The sequence below is a fragment of the Bacillus sp. DHT2 genome (assembly GCF_026241455.1).
Taxonomy (GTDB): domain Bacteria; phylum Bacillota; class Bacilli; order Bacillales; family Bacillaceae_G; genus Bacillus_A; species Bacillus_A pseudomycoides.
Window position 1 is genome coordinate 683,077 of record NZ_JAPHWH010000001.1, and the last position, 23,234, is coordinate 706,310.

A 23,234-nucleotide genomic window follows, 5' to 3' on the forward strand; every position below is an offset into this window, starting at 1 on the left:
CTTTGATTGATTCATTTCTGTTGAACCATGAGTAGACTCACCTAGTAAGACAATAACCCCTCCTAAATTTTTATAAACCTTATCACATAAATCTAATCAGCTATGATTCATTTAAACAAAATAGGAACAATTAGATTTATATATTCATACTAAAGGATGGAATTTATACAAATCAAGAAGAAAAGGAGGATATTTCTGTTTAATTTAAAAATTCTATAAATTAAACAGTGTTAAAATAATCCTCAGAAGAGAACTCGAGGAAATATGCTACATAATTGCCACAAAAATAGAGCAGATAGCAGCAGAAAAAATGGAGGATACGAAGATCTACAATGAATAAAAATGTTACTCCGATTTTAATAGATAAAACAGACGGAACATCAGTTCTTTTATATAATGATAATGATATGGAAGATGCACACTTCATTTATATCTATTGAAAGGAGAGAATCGAAATGACTGACAGGAGCAAAAAGAAATCTAATTGCGCACTGGAAAAGGACGAAATGATTAAACTGTATTTAAAAGGGGAGAGCACGTCAAATATTGCAAAACTAGCTAATGTTTCACCTAGATATGTTCGGATGGTCCTAACGGATAACAACGTTGAAAAAAGAGCAAGAGGCAGCTGGAAACGAAAATATAACTTAAATGAAGATTACTTTAAGCGTTGGTCTAATACTATGGCATATATTTTAGGGTTTTTCATTGCAGATGGTGTCATTACAAAAGATAACCAAACTGTAAGTATTTCTCAAAAAGAATCAGCGATTTTAGAAGATATAAAAATAAAACTCAATTCAAACCAACTATTATATAAAAACAAGAACACTGGTGTTTATATGTTAAATTTAAATAGCAAAATCATGAAAAATGATCTAATAAACTTACATGGAATCATGCCTTGTAAATCATACGACGTACAATTTCCATTTGTTCCAAAAGAGTATCTGCATCATTTTATTAGGGGATATTTTGATGGAGATGGCTATGTGAACTATCCAACTTATACTGTAAGTTTCGTAGGTGGATCACATAGTTTTATGAATTTTTTAAACGAAGTTTTACATGAGCAAAACTTTAAGCCGAACCTTGTGAATAAAAAATCGCATTACCGTGTGATACTTAGTGGTCGAAGAACTATTAAACTTTTTTCTAATTGGATCTATAAAGATAAAGAAATATTTTTACAAAGAGAAAATATTAGCATTAAAAAATCAACATTCAAAAACTGGTTACAAAGTGATTCCAAATTTAAAAATAGCTTCGAACAAATTAATTAAAAATAAAATCCCTTGTACAGATTAGTGTGAATGCTATATTTCAACGCTAATCTTTTTTCTGTCAAGCAACAGAAGTAAAAGGGAGATTTAAACTAAAAACAAGTTACTTCTATTTTCACAGTTAACATAATATATATTATAGGTAGTAATACAAAAGAAGTGTTTTCCTGTCTCTAAACACAAGTATACTATACAAAATGAGATGAAACGGATATTTTTTATGAAATCGGCTTTACATATTACTTATTTAAATTTTTATAGATTTTATAGTAAATTTACGATTAAATTTCTCTACAGCATTTTTAGAATAAAAATTTTGCTGAGTTTACAACATACAAAAACATTGATGAACATAAATTTATTACGTAATTCGTTAAAAATTTTTTTGTTATTACATTGTTTCCGCGTGCGCATTTAAGTTTTTCATCATCTATTATACATTTCCTTATAATTACATCTTATTTTCTTAATATGGTTAAATTTAGGGTTTATCTATAACAAGTTGTTTATTGCGTTGTATTTTTTATCTTAGTTAACATAACCCGATACTATTCCTATAAAAATTCTCCCTATTTTTTAGGAAGAATTTTTATATTGGTTTATACTTCTTTTTGTAAATTATATTGACTTTTTATTCATGTAACTACGTACATAAGTTTTAAAATTGTGATTTCACACTAAGATTCTTGCTATAACCGGTAATTCACACAGATATAGCGAAATACTTCAACCCCTCTTCCCTATTTTTCGCTATATTAAAGGTGTTTTTAGACTTAACAGCAATCCCAATTATAAAGTACATTTGAAAATTTTAGGTTTAGTAGATCTTCTTTTCGTATAAAAAAGTTAGCAATGCCGCAATCTCCCCACATAATTCCTAGAGAATCATCTGTATCGATTTGTAGCAATAAGATGTTATGTTCTTGATAGGTTTCTTCCCATTCTCTTGGATCCGTTTGTGTAAAGAATGGATATCCTCCAATTTTATGCCCTTGGCTTTCAAAATGTTTATTGTACAATCTATGAAATTCCATTTCTACGCTATCGTCATCGATTTCTTCTAAATGAATTGCATCTCTAAAAAACTCTTCAAATCGATAATCTCCTAGTGTTACAGGCTGATAACCTGCTTCAAACCTTAACTTTGCTGCTCTAGGCACAATAAAATTCTCTGAATCAATAGCATTTAAGTAGCTAAAATCCGTTACAATTTGAGTTTCATCTTGCGTTAATTCTGCATGATAAATAATACGAAAATCTTTTTGTTTTGTTGGATGGTCAAAATCAGCCCCAACAAGATCAGCATCTCTGCTTACAAAAAACTATAGTAATCCTTTCTTTGGCACAGATTCAATATGCGGAATCTCTCTAAAATTCAACTGCACAAGTAACATCATAGGCTGTCCATTCGAATCCTTTGGATGCTCATGATGAATAGGTACATACGGATACCCACCAAATTCACTTTCAAATATGGTATGTATTTGTCACCCTCTACTCCTCCTTTGCATAATATATGAAATAAGCCTATTTTAATTATATAACAAGAAATAGGCTTATTGAAAAATACTAAAAATCCGTTTTCACTCTCATTTTTTGTGCAGATGCTGGGCACAAAAGGTTATGTTCCAAAACTTTTTTATTAATAGTCCGAACTAGCTTTGCTGCTTCTTTAGAATCTATAATCTCTTTCAGCTTTTCCTTTAAATAATCAATTTCTTTCGAAAGCTCAATCCACCTAGGTAAAACATGATTATCTTTCAATGTTTTATAAAGTTGTTTTTCAGGATTATACGAAAGGCTTTTATCAATATTAAGTGGTTTCCCCTTGCCAGGTAGGTCATCAAAAGCTCCTGATTTTTCTGCCCGCTTAACGATAGAACTAATATGATCTTCATACGTGAAATCCCAAACCTTCTCATCCTTTACTAAAATCTCTTGTTTTTTTAACTCTTTATCTAAATCCTTTTGATTCATATTTTACCTCCTCATTTCTTTTTAAGATAACGATCTTGAATTATTTAATGCTAATAAACCTTCAGTAAGTTGCTCTCGCCACCAAATCTCGTCGTGACCGCCTTGAAACTCACTATAGGTAATTTGGTATTCTTTTTCTCTAAGCGTCTTATACAGGCTCCTATTGGCTTTTAAAAGCGATTCATTCTCAAGAGTTCCAGCTGCCATATACATACGTAATCTCAGCGTATTACTAATTGATAAAAATTGTTTCTCCATCCAGGGAAGTTTTTCTTCATACCCGTCCTTTTTCCAATGTACAGAACCTGACAATGACAGCACATTTCCGAAAACATGAGGATTCTGAAGTGCTGTATAAAACGCCGCTAGGCCACCTAAACTTAAACCAGCAATTGTTGCATGCGCCGGATCCTTATATACATGATATTTTGTTTGAATCCAAGGAAGTAGCTCTTCTATTAAAAATGCATTCATCTTGTCGTTATAAGTAAGCTCATTTAATCGATCTACGTGTTCAATTCCAACAACAATACACGAAGGTATTTCTTGTTTATGAATGAGATGATTGAGTGTTGCTGGTGCTGAAAGATTTTGCATAAATGAGTTTCCATCAAATGTGAGGATAAGATTTTGAAGGCTTGATGTAAGAGAATAATCATGAGGTGTGTAAATATATATCTTTCGTGTATTGCCTAAAACAGAACTGTAAAAAGAATATGTTTCAACTTTTCCCTGAGGATTATAATTTTTAGGGAATCTTTTATCGTACTGCATTTCCATTCCTATTTCTAAAACAGCTGCTCTATCTGTTCCTTCTCCAAATATATGACTGTTAAATGGATCTAACTGATACTGTTCACTACGCGCTATCCAATTTTGTTCAAAATAATCATTAACTGAAAAGTGATAGGTAGAAATAAACTTTTTGTTCGTTCTGAATGTTTTGTACCATAAATTCGTGTCTGAAAGCCGTTCTAGTCGATTAGAATGAAGATCCCAACCAGGATAACTACCAAATACATAAATATTTTCTGTGTCTTTATCGCCTAGCCATATGTAAGTAATAAGATGATACTGATTATTCATTGGACAAGTTTCTATAAGTGGCGTCTCATTTGCTTTGAGTTCATCTAAAAATGTATGAAAAGCTCGTGTATCTCCATTGCTTAATTGATCTGTAAGCTCTGTTATTTTGGGGCTTAGTATTGACTTCATTCCTTTTCCCTCCTCCACTGCAGTATATTAGTACTTCTTTTTTTGTAAATAAATTCCTATATAAACAGGGTACTAATGTTGTATATTTTATGAACAAAAACACACAAACAATATAGTCTGTGTGTTTACATTCTTATTTTACATGCTGTTTCCTAGTATCCACTGTTCACCCCTATAGTTATTATTTCTCTATCCATTCTAATAACTGCTCATACTGATTCTTTGCATCCTGATACCCAAGATTATATAAATTAACAAGCTTGTCCTTATTTCTTTCAATCCCACTAACAGGAAGCTGCATGCTTGGTTGAATTACAAAAAAGTTTTCTTTTTGTTCATCTGAAGACATGTATGAAATGCTCTCATTATAAAACCGATAATGATCTACTAAAAGCTTAGAGACTTTCGGATATCGTCTATATAAATATTTTGCCATTGGTGAAAACTTATTACGCTTTTTCTCATATCCTTTTGGCTTTGTCATAATAACAATGTTTTTTTGAAATCCATCTATTTGTGCCTTTCGAACAGGGATAGGATCAATGATCCCCCCATCTAAAAGTTTTTTACCATCATAGTCCACAGCTGGAGCAATAAATGGAACAGAACTTGATGCGCGAATAATTTTCAATATATCATTCCCATGCTCTTGCTTATTATAATAAACAGCTTGTCCTGTCTCGCAATCTGTTGTGCCTATTACAAATTGCTCATTTGCATGTGAAAAAGTTTGAAAGTCAAATGGTACAATTTTATTAGGCACTTCATCAAAAAGAAAGTCCATACCAAACAATTCTCTTTTTCGTATTAAGTTTCGATAAGATATATAACGATGATCAGATACTAACTCTGTATTTACTTTTTTATTCCTTCCTTTTTGACGCGATAAATAAGTTGCACCCATGCATGCTCCTGCCGATACTCCAACTACATATGGGAAAAACAAATCATTTTCCATAAAGTACTCAAGTACCCCTGCTGTATATAACCCTTTCATGCCTCCACCTTCTAATACTAAACCGATATTTTTCATTTATAATCCCTCTATATTTGTTTCTTGATTTTCTAAACACTTATATTTTAGCACAAGATATTATGATGAAGTATCAATAAATTCATTGCATTTGCTTAAAAAAGCTCTTGCTGCATTGTAAGAATCTCTTAGTCTATAACATGATACAATAAAAGAAACTCATTCCACAGATCATAAAGGAGGAATTTTATATGGGTTTATTTAGTGGTATTTTCGGAAATGCATCTGATACGAGTACAGAAAATGTTGAGCGTGACTTACAGAAGATTATGCTTGATGATGAACAAGTTGAGTATGCGTATAAATTGATTCGAGATTTAATTGTATTTACAGATCGACGAATGATTTTAGTAGATAAACAAGGAGTAACTGGTAAGAAAACAGAATATCATTCTATTCCATATAAAAGCATTACACAATTTAGCATTGAAACAGCAGGTCATTTTGATTTAGATGCAGAACTTAAAATTTGGGTATCTAGTATGCATGAACCGATTACAAAGGAATTTAAAAGTGATGACAGTATTTTAAGCGTTCAAAAAGCATTAGTAAAATATACAACAAAATAACACCTTTGCATTTTTATACAAAAACAAAAGTTATAACCCCGTGTTTTTTGGAACAACATGCATTGTTTTGTTTTAAAAATACAAAAAAACTTCGCAACATTGTATTATATAGGACCAAAATAAAGGGATAGATAATACAGATATACTCTGTTGTATCTATCCTTTTAAAATCTATTTTTATAATATTTTCTTATAATAAACAAGTGTTGTATTATCATTCAACTTCTTTCTTAACCCCGTCTGAATGTAGCCCACTTTTTCATACAGATAACAATTACGTTCTTCTTCTAAAATGGTAGCTAATTCCCAACTAGTTGCTTGTGGGAACATCTTCTCTATTAAAACGAGTGCTTTCTGGGCTACCCCTTTCCCTTGATAAATAGGCAAAATAAACATAGGGCTTATCCAGAATTCCGTTGTCTTTTCTTTCCGAAATATACAAATAGCTCCCGCAAGAGTATTATCAACAAATATTTTATAAAATCCACCATAAGGATTGTTTATTCTTGTAATTACTTTATCAATTGTTTCATTAGCAGGATTCGTTTTATAGTCCTTATATTTTTCTAATAACGGTTTAAATGCTTGTACTTGAATATTGAAAATATATTCCGCATCAAAACTTATTGCTCTTTCTAGTATTATTCCCATAACATTTACCACCCTAATCGCTCCCGTAAAGAAGTGATATGTGCAGTATGATGCCGACCGTGCCATGCATATAATCCAATTGCTACCTCCAGTTTTGTTTCACCTGATTCAGGATGATTAAAAGTTTTTTCAAGATCTGTCTGCTCTAAAGAGCTTAATACATTTACCCATCTTTTATGTAATGAATCTAATAATACAAGGGAAACATCTACAGGTAATTTTGAATCAGGGAGCTCTGCCCATTTCTCTTCCATATATGGTTTAATTGTCGGGTTATTTTCTGTAAGAGCTAACTTAAAACGAATATAACTATTCATATGACTATCGACAACATGATGAACAACTTGCCGTACTGTCCATCCACCCTTTCGATAAGGTGTATCTAGCTGTTCTTTATCTAAACCGTTAATTGCTTTTGTTAGTTTTGCAGGAAGATTTTCAATTTCTTGAATCCACTTTTCTACCATTTCCTCCGTAATATTTCCTTCATAAGTAAACTTCCCAATTGGATAACGTAAGTCCTGCATTGTATTGTTCCCCTTTTGTTTTAAAATTTCCTTTATAATACTTTAGTATGTTTCCAAACGTAATGAATGAAATTAATCTTTTGACCATTTAACTCTATACCTTTTTTATCAATTGCGGTACGTGAAAAGCCGTTTTTTTCTAATACTAGTTGTGAAGCAATATTATTATTTGTTGTCTTTGCATGAATTTCGATAATTTGATGGTTTGCTGCTTGAATTAAGAGTAATTGGACGGCCTTAGTTGCAATTCCATTTCCGATAAAATCTTCTCCTACACGATAACCAAGATATCCCAATTCTCTATCTTTCTCTATGTCTACTAAGTTTATTCGACCTACAATTGTTTTTTCCATATTCCGTATAAGATAAAAGTAGGAAGTGCCTTCTTTTTGTTCCTTTAACAATTCATCATGTTTAGATTGAAACGTCTCATAAACATAGTAATCATCACCACGACTCGGTACCATCTTTTCAAAAAAAGTTCTATTATAACTCTCAAAAGCAAACAATTCTTCCGCATCTTGTTTCTTTAATTTTTCTATGTATATTTCCATTCATGACTCATTCCTTTTTAATCAATTATCTACTTATAAATTCTCCATTTAATAGTTAAAATCCTACTGCTTGTAATGAGATTAACCTCCTTTATTTTTTCGAGTTGTAAGAATAGCAAGCCATACCTTAGGATGAAGAAGATGTAGGGGACTACGCATAAGGTTCATGACCCTAACTAAACGAATGTAAACGTCTGTATTACTCGCGGAAAGTTGGTATATTTTTTTCGTATACCATTGTTGAAATGGTTGTATAAAAGGCTTTTCTCCTTTTATCTTAGGGTGACGGAAAGCTTCTGTAGTAACCATTTCCCACGGCGTTGCAATAATTTTTGAAATTCGCTTATAAAAGTCACGCGTAAAATCTTTCTCTAGCACTTTCCCCTTCTTTAAACACATTTGTAATTCTTCAGCTTCCATAGCAGTGACAGAAATTCCTTGTCCAAAAACTGGATCAAAGCGACAGTGAGCATCTCCAATTACTAAAAATCCTTTTGGCATATTTTTCACTAAATCGAATCGACGACGAACTTGGTATGGAATCTTATGTATTTTTATATCTGTAATTGGCTCTGCTTGTTCAAGAAAATGAATGACATCTGGTGCAGGTAACTTATAAGCAAATGCAAGAAATTCTTCATCTGTTTTTGGTGCATTTTCACTGGCGTATCCGCTAAAAGTCACGAAATATCGATTGTCTTCAATGGTTTGAATAAAGGCGCCATAAGGATTTTCAGGAAAGCTAGGAGAAATAAGTAAATTACACCAATCAGGATATTCATTCTTTTTTAGACGGAATACCCTAGTCGCGTAAAATAATTGAATCCATACTTTTTCTTCTTTTACTTCTATGTCATGTGTTTCTAACCATTCTATAGTTTTCGAACCAAATCCACTTGCATCCACAACTAGTTCTGCGTGGAAATTTTCTTTATTTCCGGTCTTCACGCATCGCACTTTTACTCCAGAGATTTTGTTATGCTGCCGATCTATTATCAACTGTTCAACCATTGTTTCATATTTTGTTGTAATATTAGTTACTTCACTCATACTTTTTTGTATGTGCCACTCAAGCATAGGACGACTTTGTTGAACCGCATTCAACTCTCCGATAAATGGTTGTTTCCATAAACCAAAATGATGCCATTTCAAATCCCCAGTAAAATTATTTTCGATACCACCATCTTCTTTTAATTGATTCATAATTGCCGGGAATAATTTCTCAATTGCTACTTCACCACCTTTTAATAACACATGAGGATGATGGCTTTGAGGTACTCTTTTTCTAGGCCTTTTTTCATTCCATTCTTCGCCTGCTTCTAAAATTATTACTTCTTGAAAATAATCAGATAAAGCTTTTGCTGCTAGTTTCCCAGCTATACTTCCACCAATAACGATTGCTTTTCCTAACATTTTTTTACCTCCCGCAAGATATTTCCGCTACTTTCATGATGCTAAAATAAATTTTTCATTTTCCTCTTTATTCTTCTGACATATTAATAGAATCATAAAATAAAAAATCCTGCTATAAAATTGCGCAACAGGATTTTTTTATCAACATTTATTCGTCTTTCCCCTTAATTACAAGTACTATTTAAGCAAAGAATCAACATGTAATTCCGCTAAAAATAGCATTGTTTATCTAATAACGTTCACCAGCAAGACTCAGCATAAAATAAGATTATTGCATGACTGTATTTTTTCAAGGTCGTTCTCCTTAAAATACGCCAGTGAACTGTAAAGTTAAAATGATAATGCCTAGAGCCCAAACATAATATGCAAATACTTTAAGAGAATGCTGCTTTAAATATTGAATCATCCAAGATACTGCAATATATCCAAAAAATGCAGCAGATAAGGCGCCAACGATTAACGATGTACTTGAAATGCTTTCAGCTTTCCCTTGAAATACGTCTACAGACTGTAAAATGATTGCTCCAACAATAGCGGGAGTAGATAACAAAAACGAAAAATATGCAGCTGTTTCACGATCTAATTTTCTCCAAAGTGCTGCGACAATCGTCATACCAGAACGAGAGATTGCTGGAAAAATAGCAAACGCTTGAAACGAACCAATAATAAAAGCATCTTGATATGTAATGTCATCCATTTTCTTACGTCCATTTTTTTGTTTCTCTGCCATATATAAAAACAAACCTGTCACTAAAAACTCCCATCCGATTGTTACACCCGTTTTTGAAATCTCTTCAAAGAAATCTTTAAATAATAAGCCAATTATAACTGCTGGGATTGTTCCAACAATGAGTAAAAATGTAAGCTTTGAAAGTGGATTTTTAATTAAATAGATAAACTCTTTTTTATAATAAATAAACACCGCTAACAGGGTACCAATATGCAGCATCGTGTCTAAAAAAAGCCCAGCTTCATCTAAATGAAACAAATGTCTTCCTAAATACAAGTGTCCGGTACTGCTTATAGGTAAAAATTCCGTTAATCCCTGAATAATTCCTAATATAAAAGCTTCTAACCAGTTCATGATTGTCTCCTTTCTTGTTTGCTTGTACCAGTATATGTTTGTTTTTACCTGTTATGAAAGAAAAGAAAGGTAAAGGAATTCAAGATTTAAGGACTTTTCCAAACAACAAAAAAAGAGGGTATATACCCTCTTAACATAAACTTTATTTAATTTGTTCTTTATGTTCATGATTAACAAGAACATACCATTTACCTGTATCAAACTTTTCTTTATTAATCACATAAACTTTATTTCCTCTCTTTACATCACCAGGTTTTAATTCCTTACTAATAGTAGAGGTCTCGCCTTTTTCAACCTCATAACTACTAGTTGCCCACACATCACTTTGGTAAGCATTATCATTTTCATCCACTAAATCAACTGATGGCAAAACTGCTAATTTCATCGGTTCGTTTGTGATATTTTTCCCTTCAACCTCTATAACAATAAAGACATGTCCATTTTCAGGCTCTTGGATCCCTATACTTTCTTTACCAACCTTATCTCTTTCTACAAGTCTTTTCACAGTTACATCAAATTTTGGCGTATTAAAAGTTTTGTTTAATGAATACTCTTTTTCTTTTATTTTTGTCTTTTCTTTTGTTTGTTCCGTGTTTTTCGAATCTGTATTCCCTTTCGTTGTATCGTTTGTTTTCACATTCTTTTCTTCTTGCTTAGAAGTGGTTTCTTTAGATTCAGAAGAAGTTTTGTCAGATGTACTTCCACACCCAGATAAGTTAAATACTAAAGCGCCACCCAAAATACATGTAGTAAATTTTTTCAACATCCTTTTTTATCCCCCGATAAACACAATATATAAATTTCCTATTTATCATAGCAAAAAACAATTTTTTGCATTGTTATATTTTGTCGAATAGTCTAAGGGGATCAAATGTTTTTTATTAAATAAAAAAACATGACCTTAATATAATACTAAGATCATGTTTTAAATTACTCTTATTTTATTTATAAAATACTTTATCAACATTATACTTCGCTTGAAGTTCATTAATGATGTATGTTTCGTAAATTTCTCTTTCCATTGGATCTTCTACAATACATACATCAATACGATATACTTCATCGCGATGTGCTTGAATTGGTGAAACATTGTCTTCAAAATGCTTTTTAATACGCTGTCTTATTTTACGTGCTTTCCCAACAAAAAGAAGTTCATCATTAATGTTATAAAACATAAAAATGCCGCCTTTATCTCTTGGAAACAGGTGGAAATCAATGAATCCATGAATTGGAGTGATTCTTGGCTCATCGCCTTTTATTACTTGTTTTCTTTCTGTTATAGAAACATCAACTGCAGGTAAATCAATTTTAATCAAGTTACTTCACGTCCTCTTTTATAGTAAAGGTAAATAATAGCATAAGTATGAAAGAAAAGCTATGCGTGTTGATTATAAATGTAATTTAATTAAATTTATACAATCGATTTGCTAAAACAACTTTCATTATCTACTAAATATTATAATATCATTTATGCATTTTCTCCAAATCATATGATCATACGCCTCGCCCCAATAATCCTTTAACAAAAAGTTAGGCTCTCCAAATTTTTTCTTCCATATTTTTTGTGCGTTAGTATATCCGCTATCCAAACAGAATTCTTTTATTCCTTTATCCAATAAGGTAAGAAAAATCGCATTTAAAAGCAAATTACCTATGCCGCGTCTTTGGTAATTCGGGAGTACAAATACAGTCCCTATCTCATATAAGTCTTTTAATGCGCCATCTGTGCAATTATTAATCAGTTTACTAGATGGCCCAAATTCAATTGTGCCGAAAATTTTATTACAATGTTTGTCTACAGCGATCAAAAAATATCGATTTTTCCCGTCGCTATCAAAGTCACATTTCAAGTACTGTTTTTTAGTTTCAATTTCATTTTCTATATCGCCAGTCAACTCCGATAAACCTTCTCTAGCAAACGTATCTACAATGACTGTATGAAACAATTGATGTAACTCTTCATAATCACCAATGATTGGTCTTCTTATTTCAACGTTATACACTTAAGGCAACTCCTTAATCCTCTAAAATTGTATGTGTAATTGATTTATAATTTTCATGCTATCTATTTCAAATTTACAATCAATATAGCTTTTCTCCAAAATGCTCAAAATTCCCTCTGCAAATATAAAAAGAAACAAAAAAAGATTAGGTAGCTATTCCTAATCTTTTTTTGTTTCTAGATCTAATCACTATTCAAGTGCACCAGCTACATCATAATGACTTAAATCCAATTCTATCGGTTGGTCAAGAGCAAGTTTTGCAAGTTCTGAACCTAAGTATGGACCTGCTGTTAATCCAGAAGCACCTAGGCCGTTCGCAACTAGTATACCTTTAAAATTAGGTAACGGACCAATGACTGGAAGAAAACCTGGTGTAAATGGTCTAAAACCAACTCTTGTTTCCAGCATCGTACTATTTTCTAACCCTGGTGCCACAGACAATGCTTTATCAAATACTTCATGTAAACCACCAGCTGTAACACGATAATCAAGACCAGTATCATTTTCATGTGTTGCACCTACAACTACACGGCCATCTTCAAAAGTTAAAATATATTGATCGTTTGGCGGCATAACAACTGGCCAATTTTCAGTATTCGTATTCGGCATATGTAAATGAACAATTTGTGCTTTTTGGAAAGTCACAAGAAAGTTAACACCAAGAGGTTTTAACAACTCATTTGCCCATGCTCCTGCAGTAACAATTACTTGATCTGCCGTTACTGTTTCACCATTTACATGAACACCTTTAACATAATTGTTTTCATGAATTAAAACAGCATCTCCCTTTATAAAGGTAGCGCCATGTTTTTTCGCAGCATTTACAAGAGATTGACGAAGTGCTCGTCCATTTACCCGAGCAGCACCGCTTATACGCACAGCTCCATATTCTTCCGATAACGGCGGGAATAATTTTTTTGTTTCCTCTGGTGATAGACGAGTGATTTCGCCAATTTCAGGAGCATCCTCACGTCGTTTATATGCTCGCTCCTCCATTTGATCTAACTTTTTATCATCTGTATGTAGGCTAATAGCACCTACTCGATTATAACCTGTATCTATTTCACCATCTTCTTCTAATTGCTGGATTAAAGAAGCGTAATATCTCGCTCCACCTTTCGCGATTTTATACCAAGCTTTGTTACGCCGTTGTGAAAGCCATGGACATACAATTCCTGCTGCTGCATCCGTTGCTTGTCCTAAATCCTGGCGATCAACCAAAGTAACACGAGCTCCCTCTTTAGCGAGATGATAAGCAGTAGACGCCCCTAAAATTCCAGCTCCAACTACAATATACGATTTCATTTCAAACACCTTTTCTTATTCATTCTTTTATATTCTATTTACTGCACGAGAGCTCTACACATTTTATGTGCTGTAAAAAGCCACTCTCATAAATTCTGAATCATATTCAGTATACTTGAAGGAGATGTTTTTTCAACTTTTCTCTTCTATTAATTGTGTCATCATTATGTATTTTGATATCGAAAACGGAAGTTCATAAAAAAACATATTCTTGATGAGATCAAGAATATGTTTTACATCTTAAAATTAGACTTACGGTACCTATAACTACACTTTAAAAAAATTCCACTCTTTTTGAATATCCTAGTTTTACTATTAAATCTTCTTTATTTCTTCTTTCTGCGGAATAAATCAATTGATTTATAACCTTGCGAAAGGATTTCAACCATTTGCTGCGCACGCTTTTCACGTGTCTGTTGCTGTTTTGCTGAGAATATGTGGCGTGCCCAATCTTTTTGATAGCCTGGTGTTAAACTTTGATAAAACTGAAGTTCATTTGGGTGATTAGCTAATAATGCTTCTACATCTTTAATATTCTCTACATAATCAGAAACACATTGACTAGCAGCAGATGTCTTTTTAACTTTCTTTTTTTCGCGTTTCAAACCAACGACAGTAAAGACATCATCCATACTTACCATCCGTGCAAACTTAATATCACTATTATCTACATATCCATCTTCTCCAACGTTCATTGCTGGAAATATTTCATCTCTGTGAACAAAAGTTTCATAACGAGTGTTACCTTTTTTCGGATAAGCGAAAAATAAATAACCTTTTTCGAGTAATATTTGCTTATTAATAATAAGTTGCGTGTACTTTACCATCTCATCAATTGTTTCTACAAAAATGAAAATAGCATCATGATCTTTAGATAACTTAATTGCTTGTTCAGTAAAAAGGGCATAATCGTTTGGTTGATTAATCACTGCCATATTACTATATTTACTAAGGTTCAATTTATCGATAACTGACATAGTAGACTCCTTTTTTATTCATTGTTACTTTTATCGTACCTATATTACCATAAAAGAGAATGACCTTACTGTGCAAACCAAACCATTTATTTACCATGACGCTTTTACATTAAGGATCATACTATTTCTATTTTGAATGCAAAGGTAAGGTTTACATTTCAATGTTAAATATATCATGTAAGAGCTTCTTATAGTGATTCTCTGTAATTACACTTTTCCTTTTTTGACCATTCATTACTTGAGTCAAACTATCTTTCGTCAAAGAGACATATCCAGAATGCGTAAGTTTTACTGCAATCGGCCCTTTATTAAAACTAGAATTCTCATCTTCTATGACTTTTCTTTGAACTTCATTTAAAGTTGTTTCATCAATAGGATCCGTACGAAAAGCATGACATACTTTCCATTCTATCTTTTCATGTGGGTCATGCCACGAATGAGTGTCTCGTCTTTCTAAAATATAAGTTCCTTTATCTGTATCTTTTCTCCTAACACGATATTCGCCATTTTTTGAAGTAACAATCTCACCAGTAAACGGTACAAGTGTGAGAGGTACAAGTGAAGCAATTCCTACATCAGCTAAATACGATACTGAATCATAATTTAAAATGATTGTAATATGGCTTTCTTCAAGAGCCCATACATTTAAATCACTTTTATAAACTGTGCCTAATGCTAACTTCACATCGAATCCACAATCTTTTAATAAGTAATATAGAATAGAATTCATTTCATAGCAAAGCCCACCTCGTGAACTCATTAGTATTTTCTTTTGTAAATTCTCTTTAGAAATTTCTTTCGTATTACCTGTTACGATATCTAAATTCTCAAACGGAATTTCATACGCAATTGCGCTAATTATTTTGTTCAAGTCCTCAAATCTCACAGTCTGTTGTTTCTTTAGGTTTAACCTTGCAAAAAACTGATCTTGTAACTCTGTCATATAAAGCACCCCTTCAATATTTAGAGTGAATGTATTATATGCTAATTTTAAAAGCTATGAAGAGCATCAACAATGTTCATTTACAATAACTGTACCGGTACAAAGTTCCTGATTTTTAATAAAAAGAAGTAGATACCGATGTTTGAAACACCAGCATCTACTTCTTTTTCATTTTATTTTAATGTGTTTTGAACAACAAGGTCCGGAAATATTGATTCCATAACCATAAAGGTGTATGAATATCACTTGGAGTAAACACACTTCCTATTAACACTTAATCCCACGCTACAGCCACAACTTGACTGCTATCAATTGTAGATAATTCTCTACTTATACATAGATAACAATTACAAACTTATGTAACCAACTCTTCATATAACAATGTAAAGAATTACCCTTTTCATTCATTTTTCATGCGTATCTATGTACATTTTTTTATTTATTAGTTATATTATGGTTATTGAATGATTACGAAAATAAATCTATCGCTTATAAAAACGTTTGTATTTTTTATATCCATAACAACACTACAAAATGTATGAAAATCCATTTGTCAAATGAATTCTACACGGAAGGAGGCTTGTAGTTCGTTCATCAGGATATAAAAAAACAGTTTTCTTTTTAGATAACTGCTAAAAAATACAGGAGGCGACACGATGTTTCGTACGATTTCAAACTTTATGAGAGTAGCTGAGATAAGAAGGAAAATCTTTTTTACACTTGCGATGTTAATTGTTTTTCGAATTGGCACGTTTATACCAGTTCCTCATACTAACGCAGAGGTATTAAAAGTACAAGATCAAGCCAATGTTTTAGGTATGCTTAATGTATTTGGCGGAGGAGCCTTACAACACTTCTCAATCTTTGCTGTAGGTATCACACCATATATTACAGCCTCCATTATTGTACAGTTGTTACAGATGGATGTTGTACCTAAATTTACAGAGTGGGCAAAGCAAGGGGAAATGGGCCGTAAAAAATCAGCTCAGTTTACCCGATACTTTACAATCATTCTCGCATTTATTCAAGCCATTGGAATGTCTATTGGCTTTAACAATATAGCAGGCGGGCAACTAATTTCTAATCCAGGATGGACTACGTATTTATTTATCGCTACAGTGCTAACTGCTGGTACTGCATTTTTACTTTGGTTAGGTGAACAAATTACTGCAAACGGCGTAGGTAACGGAATTTCAATGCTTATCTTTGCAGGACTTGTTGCAGCGATTCCAAATGTCGTAAATCAAATTTATTTACAACAATTCCAAAATGCTGGAGATCAACTCTTTATGCATATTGTAAAAGTAGTATTGATTGGACTCATTATTTTAGCGATCGTTGTTGGTGTTATTTACATCCAACAGGCAATTCGTAAAATACCTATTCAATATGCAAAAGCTGTTTCAGGGAATAATCAATATCAAGGGGCAAAAAATACACATTTACCGCTTAAAGTAAACAGTGCGGGTGTAATTCCTGTTATTTTTGCTTCTGCATTTCTAATGACACCACGGACCATTGCGCAGTTATTCCCTAACTCTGATATATCTAAATGGTTAAGTACAAATCTGGACTTTACACATCCAGTTGGAATGATCCTTTACGTTGGACTCATTATTGCTTTCACATACTTCTATGCATTTGTTCAAGTAAATCCTGAACAAATGGCCGAAAACTTGAAAAAGCAAAATGGCTACGTTCCAGGTATTCGACCAGGGAAATCGACAGAGAAATATGTAACAAAAATTTTGTATCGTTTAACGTTTATTGGTGCAATTTTCTTAGGTGCTATTTCAATTTTACCAATTGTATTTACGAAAGTGGCTACTTTACCACCTTCTGCTCAAATTGGTGGTACAAGTTTACTCATCATTGTAGGGGTAGCGTTAGAAACAATGAAAACACTAGAAAGCCAGCTTGTGAAGCGTCACTATAAAGGGTTTATAAAGAAAGTAAACTAATATTTTTACATACAAATTAGGCATAATGAAACCCTCTCATTTTCTATATGAGAGGGTTTTTATTTATGTAACTTTGAAAAACAACAGTATACATATAAAAAAACATTTAATTACATATCAATTCCATTGTCATAAACACACTATTTTATTCTTCTATTTCACAACTGAAATACAATCATGTTACATTTCTTTTTTCAATAATCTCCCCTGTTTAAAGTACACTCCAAGTGTAGAGCGATTTGCTAAAAATACACCAATCAAGATGAGACACGCTCCGATTCCCATTACTGGATTAATTGGTTCTCCTAAAAATACGTATCCTGTAATAACAGCAATTAATGGAGATACATACAGCCAAGTTGATGGGAATACTGGATTGGTCTTTGACAAGAGCCAATAATATAAACCATGCCCACCAATTGACCCTACAAAGATAAGATATAGAATGGGCCATTGTACACTCCAAGATGTTAATATATCGAGATTTGGCTGTTCTATAAAAGTAGAACTAATCAGAAGAAAAAGTCCACCGTAAAACATTTGGATTCCGTTAATGAGAAACGGCGATACTTTTGGCAGATCTGACAGTATTTCTTTTGAATGGATGGAACCTATGCCATAAAATAATTCGCCGACTAATATGACAAGGCAAGCGATACTCCATATAAAAGTGAGTTGTTGGTGCATCCCTGGTAAGGAGATACAAACAACTCCAATAAGCGCTATGATTAGAGCGAGAAATTGCTCCCGTTGTAGTTTTGTTTTATTTCTCTTCGATTGTAATAACAAAATCATCATTGGCCCTGTTGCAGAAAGAACAGCTGCTAAACCCGAAGAAATATACTGTTCAGCCCAATATAATGTTGCAAATGTCATAAAGGTTAAACAAAAACCAGCATATATAATTCGTTTTGAAAGTAGGTATGGTATAATACCTTTCCGTTTTAAGGTAAATACGATGATTAGAATAACACCTGCTAAAAAGAAACGGATTCCCGCCGAGAATAATGGTGGTGTCCCCGCTTCAATCCCAATTTTTATCGTTAAAAATGTTGTGCCGAAAATCATACAAATTAAAATATAATTAAAAATGACCATTATGTTTCCTCCTTTTGTTTTTTAAGATGAGTATAGAGGAAACAGTGTATAACAGTATATCAACGTATATAACAGTTGGATAAATCTATAGTTGCTCCTACATATGTTTTTAGATTTAATTAAATTAAAAAGAAACTCAGGTGAGATCATGAAAATTGTACTACGCAAAGAGTCTAATATACCATTCTATCAACAAATTTATATGCAAGTTGTTGAGCGGATTCAAAGTGGAATGTTATTACATGGTGATTCCTTACCTTCTTTACGTACTATAGCAGATGATTTGAAAATAAGTATATTAATCGTTCGTAAAGCCTATAAACAGCTGGAAACAAAAGGTTATGTACAAATTAAACAAGGAAAAGGTGTGTATATACATAAACATGAACATCGGAAGCATCAGCCTACGCCATATGATTGGCAACATACGAAATCAATCAATGTCATGCGATCTCAATATGTAATGAATCAACATAGGAAATATTATGATTTTTCACAGGCCATTCTTTATCCTCGTCTTTTACCTAATCCATTTCTTTCGGATGAAATGCAAAAAATAATAGACAAAGATCAAATGATATTAGCAACTTATGGACCAGTTCAAGGAGATGAAGAGCTTCGAATAGAAATTGCAAGATACTTAAAAGATTATCAAAGACTAGCTGTAGATCCTTCTAATTTATTAATTACAAGTGGCGCCCAGCAAGGAATTGATTTAATCGCTCAAACATTGTTACAACCAGGTGATACAGTTATAATAGAGAGCCCGTGCTACGGTGCAGCAATTGATGTATTTATAAACAAAGGGGTTAAAATCATACCAATTGAGCTTGATGAACAAGGAATTCGCTCTGATTTAATCGATGAAGTTTGTCAAAAACAGAGACCCGTTTTAGTATATGTGAATCCTACTTTTCAAAACCCTACAGGTACTATAATGAGTAGCCAAAGGAGAAATGAACTTGTAGAACTAGCAGAACTGTATCATTTTTTTATAATTGAAGATGATTCTTTTGGGGAAATATATTTTGATGAAGTTATAATTCCACCTCCACTTAAAACATTTGATACAAATGGTCACGTTATATATTTAAAAGGATTCAGTAAAACATTAGCGCCAGGCCTTCGTATTGCAGCATTAGCTGTAGAAGGACCTATTTTTGAATGGTTATATGCTGTGAAAGCTTCGATGGATATAGGAAGTCCGTTACTAACACAAAAGGCACTTCTTCCATTTTTACGAGCAGAAAGAATGAAAAATCATTTAGAAAAATTACGCACCGCATTACAACTAAGACGCGATACAACACTAGAAATATTAACTTCTCTAACAGGGGACATTCATTTTCAAAAACCTCTAGGTGGTTTTAATTTATGGATTACACTTCCAGATTCAATCAATGCTTTTATGTTACTTAAAAACGCGAATGAAGCGAACGTTTCTTTTCTACCAGGAACGGCTTGTTTTTTGAATCATGAATCAAAATATAACTATTTACGAATTAGTTATTCTATGTTAAATGAAAAAGACATGTTGATTGGATTAAAAAGATTTCATAACGTATTGCTAAACTCCCTAAAACAACCTGAAAAAGTAGTTAATATATCTCCATATTAACTACTTTTTCAGGTTGTTTTGGTGCAATATCTTTTCTAACATTTCGCAAGTAACTGGTTGTGCCCCAGCTGTTAGTTGATAACCAACGCGACCGTTCGGTTCTGCCGTTGCTTGTTGTAATGTTTTAATATCATGAATTCCTTGTTCTCTTAAATACATCAGCAGTTGCTGTTCTGTCATTTTCGTACGTCTCAAATTATTTTTCAAAATTTCTCCATTTTCAACAATAACAATGCTATTACCATTTAAAAATTGTTCCATCCTTCTTGATTTCATTTCTACATAATGAATAATAAATAAAACACCTGAAAATATACAAGCAGCAAGGATAGACGGTCCTACTTTTCTACTTAGCACTGGTTCTACAATAATACGCCCAATAGAGACAACGATAATAATTTCAGCTCTTGTCATCTGATTAATTGATTTACTTCCGGTTAATTTTAAAGCGAGGATACCCGTAACAATTAAAATTATGCTTTCAAAAAAAATATTCATCAACAATCCATTCCTTTAATGCTAATTTATGAATAACATTACCATTAATTAAATTCTTTATTGTTCACACAGTTCCTAAAAACTAAAAACAAGTATATACTAGCACTCCCTAGCATGTACTTGTTTTTAGTTATCCTAGTCAATCCTTACTAGATTTTTTAAAATTCCAAAAGAGATTTTCAATTTGTGCCTTCTCTTGCTCTACTCCATAAAACAAAAGAAGCGGATGTTCTCTTTTTATTTGGTACAATTCCCAAGAATGACATAGGGAATTTTTCTTTTTTTTCATTTAAATAATTTTGTGAACGATGAATATATATTTATAATCCAAGTAATAAGAGACTGAAATGTATATGTATTCTTATCAATAATCACACTTATTAGACTACCTATAACAGCACTCCCGATTATGTCAAATGGATAATGATGTCCTACCCAAATACGTGAAAAACCTGTCAAAACTGCTAATAACCACATAATAGAGCCAATTAAACGTTCACGAAGTAAAACGGAAGTCGCTACAGCAAAAGCTAAGGCAGTATGTTTACTTGGAAATGAGGAATTACTCTTTGATGGGATAAGCAAACGAATTCGATGGAAAATAAAAGGACGAGGTTTAAAATAAAAAAGTTGGATGATACGGTTTATAAATAAAGTAACTCCTGCTGAAATTCCTGCATACAAAATAATTTTTTTGTAGAAATTGTTTCTAAACCACATAAATATTAATATGAAAAGGTATAGATAACGCGTCTTCTGTGAAAGAAAAACCATTATCGCATCCATAGTAGTTCCTCGTCCAGCAAGACGATTTATAACCTTAAACAGCATATAATTCATTATAAATGTTCTCCTTTATTTCTGAAATGATATATAAAGTCCATTAACTAATAAAAAATGGAAAACAGTTTATGACTGAATTGCCTAGGTGGCAATTGTTCACCAATGAATTTAAAATGGTCCCCACAAACTATAAACCATCCCTCCAACAATGAACACTAAACCTAGAAATAACACTATAAAAGCGAGAATTGATTTTTTATTATCTTCCATGAACTTTACCTCCTTAAAAATTATTGGTTCTATATAAATTTCCCCACAACAAAAACCTTTAGTCATAATTATGGCTAAAGGTTTTTGTCATCATACTTATAAGGAATAAAAATATGGAATTATAACCTGTAAGAACAGACTATATACAGTTAAGAAAGATTAAAACCTTTTTATTTGCCCTCGAATTTCTCCGTTTGGGTGGTTTTCCGTATGAGCGTTTACATACGAATTGCCGATTTCCATCTTTCTTGCTAGTTCTAACAAGGACATACCTTGTAAAGGACCAGTAAGGTCACTTTCTACAATTATTCCCGTTACCACTCCTCTATTGACACTAATACCACGCGTTACTGGTCCAAAAAGAAATGCGACAACCTGACCATTTTCGCCTCGCGTCCCTAGATGAATGTGAACAGCAGTCAATATTTCTATATCATTAAGCACCAATTTAAATCGAAGTCCTGTAAAATCAGTATTAAATCTAAATAGTACTAAACCGCAAGCATCTGTTTTTACAAGAGGCACTTCTTCTCGCCCTGTTAATCTAGTTAAAAAACATTTAGACAAAGTATAGTTCACTTCCCTATTCATTAAATAATGTATTTTATTCATTTGATAGAAAACAGCTTGCACGCTTTTACTATAAATAGATTTATCGCTTTTAGATGCACAACGATAACTACATTTTCTTGGGTTAATGGAATCTTATCAATGTTTTTTCTTAATGCATTTATCAAAATAGCACGAAATATTAATAAAAAAGAGTCCATCTCAATTCCACAAATCTATGCATTTTTTGTTCAATGATGTCTTTGGTTCATACGATACATTTCTCTTCCGCTCAAATTCGCTTTATGCTAAGCTGCACTTTTACAAAAATAAATCATATAGTGACTTTAACAATCCCTAATCTAATAAAGTAGGTGAAGACTATGCCCTCTGTTGTCGGAAATCTTGTTGTTCAAAATAGTAACGGTTCTTTTAACTTAGGTGATTTCTATAATGTTTCTCCGAAAGAAAATACAAAAGCCTATAATGGTTCAGGATCATCTAATGTTGCTTTTGTAACTAATACCTTTAACGGTGTGAGTGCAACGAATACATTTGATTCTGATGTTGCAGATCAAAATCAAGTTGGAACAGCTTAATTTTATTAAGAGTAATAAAATCAGTTTTATAAATTGTACACAGCACCAATTGGAATTGTTGAAAAATATATCCCATTCTGAGTCATATACGTAGGATAATAATATTGTACAGACGGATAGTCAAAATGCATACCTTGCATCTGCATTGTTTGTACCTGCGCTTGTAATGCCTGCTGAACAGATTGAAGTGTACCTTGTGCTGAAGTATATGTTACAGCAGGAACTCGAATTTCATTATTAAAATATGGAACATTCATATTCATTCAACTCCCTCTTATATAATCATCCACACACTGTTTTATATATTATGGATATGAGTTTTAA

At 32.5% G+C, this 23,234-nt stretch carries 24 protein-coding genes and 1 pseudogene; 5 read left to right on the forward strand and 20 right to left on the reverse strand.

Features of this window, described 5'->3' with window-relative positions; genetic code table 11:
• Window positions 1-455 precede the first annotated feature (455 nt).
• Window positions 456-1,283 carry an LAGLIDADG family homing endonuclease gene (locus ORL93_RS03820; protein ID WP_265958631.1) on the forward strand — a complete coding sequence of 276 codons (828 nt, stop codon included), beginning with the start codon at window positions 456-458 and terminating at the stop codon, window positions 1,281-1,283.
• Window positions 1,284-2,056: 773 nt separating this feature from the next.
• Here the strand turns inward: ORL93_RS03820 and ORL93_RS03825 are convergent.
• From ORL93_RS03825 to ORL93_RS03840, 4 genes and pseudogenes are all read right to left on the reverse strand, one after another.
• Window positions 2,057-2,761: pseudogene (locus ORL93_RS03825) on the reverse strand (YwqG family protein); the annotation flags it as partial.
• A gap of 91 nt (window positions 2,762-2,852) precedes the next feature.
• Entirely contained in the window at window positions 2,853-3,260 is a 408-nt protein-coding gene (locus tag ORL93_RS03830) for a DnaJ family domain-containing protein (RefSeq protein ID WP_098060004.1), read from the reverse strand.
• 21 nt (window positions 3,261-3,281) lie between these two features.
• A complete protein-coding gene (locus tag ORL93_RS03835) occupies window positions 3,282-4,475 on the reverse strand; it encodes an alpha/beta hydrolase (protein ID WP_144568658.1) in 1,194 nt (397 codons plus the stop codon).
• A gap of 181 nt (window positions 4,476-4,656) precedes the next feature.
• On the reverse strand, window positions 4,657-5,508 hold the full coding sequence (locus ORL93_RS03840; protein ID WP_018780522.1) for a patatin-like phospholipase family protein: 852 nt from the start codon (window positions 5,506-5,508) through the stop codon (window positions 4,657-4,659).
• Between the two features lie 191 nt (window positions 5,509-5,699).
• Between ORL93_RS03840 and ORL93_RS03845 the strand changes: the two genes are divergently transcribed.
• The gene (locus tag ORL93_RS03845; protein ID WP_003197904.1) at window positions 5,700-6,077 is read left to right on the forward strand and encodes a PH domain-containing protein; all 378 of its coding nucleotides are present in this window, start codon (window positions 5,700-5,702) and stop codon (window positions 6,075-6,077) included.
• Window positions 6,078-6,254: 177 nt separating this feature from the next.
• Here the strand turns inward: ORL93_RS03845 and ORL93_RS03850 are convergent, their stop codons facing one another.
• The 11 genes from ORL93_RS03850 to ORL93_RS03900 all read right to left on the reverse strand — a co-directional run bounded on the left by ORL93_RS03850 (window position 6,255) and on the right by ORL93_RS03900 (window position 15,534).
• Entirely contained in the window at window positions 6,255-6,794 is a 540-nt protein-coding gene (locus ORL93_RS03850) for a GNAT family N-acetyltransferase (RefSeq protein ID WP_176524665.1), read from the reverse strand.
• Window positions 6,734-7,255: a YfiT family bacillithiol transferase gene (locus ORL93_RS03855; RefSeq protein WP_003197899.1), complete on the reverse strand. Its 522-nt coding sequence runs from the start codon at window positions 7,253-7,255 to the stop codon at window positions 6,734-6,736. The genes ORL93_RS03850 and ORL93_RS03855 overlap by 61 nt, the downstream gene beginning before the upstream one ends.
• Window positions 7,256-7,287: 32 nt before the next feature.
• A complete protein-coding gene (locus ORL93_RS03860) occupies window positions 7,288-7,809 on the reverse strand; it encodes a GNAT family N-acetyltransferase (protein WP_097793778.1) in 522 nt (173 codons plus the stop codon).
• 81 nt (window positions 7,810-7,890) lie between these two features.
• Window positions 7,891-9,222 (reverse strand): NAD(P)/FAD-dependent oxidoreductase, encoded by a 1,332-nt coding sequence (locus tag ORL93_RS03865; protein WP_265958641.1) that lies wholly within the window; start codon window positions 9,220-9,222, stop codon window positions 7,891-7,893.
• A gap of 304 nt (window positions 9,223-9,526) precedes the next feature.
• A complete protein-coding gene (locus ORL93_RS03870) occupies window positions 9,527-10,306 on the reverse strand; it encodes an undecaprenyl-diphosphate phosphatase (protein ID WP_018780517.1) in 780 nt (259 codons plus the stop codon).
• A gap of 142 nt (window positions 10,307-10,448) precedes the next feature.
• Window positions 10,449-11,072: a DUF4352 domain-containing protein gene (locus ORL93_RS03875; RefSeq protein ID WP_265958643.1), complete on the reverse strand. Its 624-nt coding sequence runs from the start codon at window positions 11,070-11,072 to the stop codon at window positions 10,449-10,451.
• Window positions 11,073-11,247: 175 nt separating this feature from the next.
• The gene (locus ORL93_RS03880; RefSeq protein ID WP_006094986.1) at window positions 11,248-11,622 is read right to left on the reverse strand and encodes a nucleotide excision repair endonuclease; all 375 of its coding nucleotides are present in this window, start codon (window positions 11,620-11,622) and stop codon (window positions 11,248-11,250) included.
• A gap of 126 nt (window positions 11,623-11,748) precedes the next feature.
• Window positions 11,749-12,309, reverse strand: coding sequence for a GNAT family N-acetyltransferase (locus ORL93_RS03885; protein ID WP_265958646.1), 561 nt, complete (start codon window positions 12,307-12,309; stop codon window positions 11,749-11,751).
• Window positions 12,310-12,498: 189 nt separating this feature from the next.
• A complete protein-coding gene (locus tag ORL93_RS03890; RefSeq protein ID WP_018780514.1) occupies window positions 12,499-13,614 on the reverse strand; it encodes an NAD(P)/FAD-dependent oxidoreductase in 1,116 nt (371 codons plus the stop codon).
• A 326-nt stretch (window positions 13,615-13,940) separates the two neighbouring features.
• Window positions 13,941-14,591 (reverse strand): YdeI/OmpD-associated family protein, encoded by a 651-nt coding sequence (locus ORL93_RS03895; protein WP_097793782.1) that lies wholly within the window; start codon window positions 14,589-14,591, stop codon window positions 13,941-13,943.
• A 151-nt stretch (window positions 14,592-14,742) separates the two neighbouring features.
• Window positions 14,743-15,534, reverse strand: coding sequence for an arylamine N-acetyltransferase family protein (locus ORL93_RS03900; RefSeq protein ID WP_018780512.1), 792 nt, complete (start codon window positions 15,532-15,534; stop codon window positions 14,743-14,745).
• Window positions 15,535-16,190: 656 nt separating this feature from the next.
• Between ORL93_RS03900 and secY the strand changes: the two genes are divergently transcribed.
• Entirely contained in the window at window positions 16,191-17,495 is a 1,305-nt protein-coding gene (secY, locus tag ORL93_RS03905) for a preprotein translocase subunit SecY (RefSeq protein WP_018780511.1), read from the forward strand.
• A gap of 180 nt (window positions 17,496-17,675) precedes the next feature.
• Here secY and ORL93_RS03910 read toward each other — a convergent pair whose 3' ends face one another.
• On the reverse strand, window positions 17,676-18,593 hold the full coding sequence (locus ORL93_RS03910) for a DMT family transporter (RefSeq protein WP_265958649.1): 918 nt from the start codon (window positions 18,591-18,593) through the stop codon (window positions 17,676-17,678).
• Window positions 18,594-18,741: 148 nt separating this feature from the next.
• Here ORL93_RS03910 and pdxR point away from each other — a divergent pair, with 148 nt between their 5' ends.
• On the forward strand, window positions 18,742-20,211 hold the full coding sequence (gene pdxR, locus ORL93_RS03915; protein ID WP_265958650.1) for a MocR-like pyridoxine biosynthesis transcription factor PdxR: 1,470 nt from the start codon (window positions 18,742-18,744) through the stop codon (window positions 20,209-20,211).
• On the opposite strand, the gene ORL93_RS03920 is transcribed toward pdxR, so the two are convergent.
• The 3 genes from ORL93_RS03920 to ORL93_RS03930 form a co-directional block, all read right to left on the reverse strand.
• Window positions 20,212-20,709: a DUF421 domain-containing protein gene (locus ORL93_RS03920; protein WP_265958651.1), complete on the reverse strand. Its 498-nt coding sequence runs from the start codon at window positions 20,707-20,709 to the stop codon at window positions 20,212-20,214.
• 285 nt (window positions 20,710-20,994) lie between these two features.
• On the reverse strand, window positions 20,995-21,549 hold the full coding sequence (locus tag ORL93_RS03925; RefSeq protein WP_265958652.1) for an undecaprenyl-diphosphatase: 555 nt from the start codon (window positions 21,547-21,549) through the stop codon (window positions 20,995-20,997).
• Between the two features lie 372 nt (window positions 21,550-21,921).
• Window positions 21,922-22,374, reverse strand: a complete 453-nt coding sequence (locus ORL93_RS03930; RefSeq protein WP_080740374.1) for a CHRD domain-containing protein — start codon at window positions 22,372-22,374, stop codon at window positions 21,922-21,924.
• 320 nt (window positions 22,375-22,694) lie between these two features.
• Between ORL93_RS03930 and ORL93_RS03935 the strand changes: the two genes are divergently transcribed.
• Window positions 22,695-22,910 carry a spore germination protein gene (locus ORL93_RS03935; RefSeq protein ID WP_003207198.1) on the forward strand — a complete coding sequence of 72 codons (216 nt, stop codon included), beginning with the start codon at window positions 22,695-22,697 and terminating at the stop codon, window positions 22,908-22,910.
• Window positions 22,911-22,936: 26 nt separating this feature from the next.
• On the opposite strand, the gene ORL93_RS03940 is transcribed toward ORL93_RS03935, so the two are convergent.
• Window positions 22,937-23,173: a DUF3947 family protein gene (locus ORL93_RS03940; protein WP_006094922.1), complete on the reverse strand. Its 237-nt coding sequence runs from the start codon at window positions 23,171-23,173 to the stop codon at window positions 22,937-22,939.
• Window positions 23,174-23,234 lie beyond the last annotated feature (61 nt).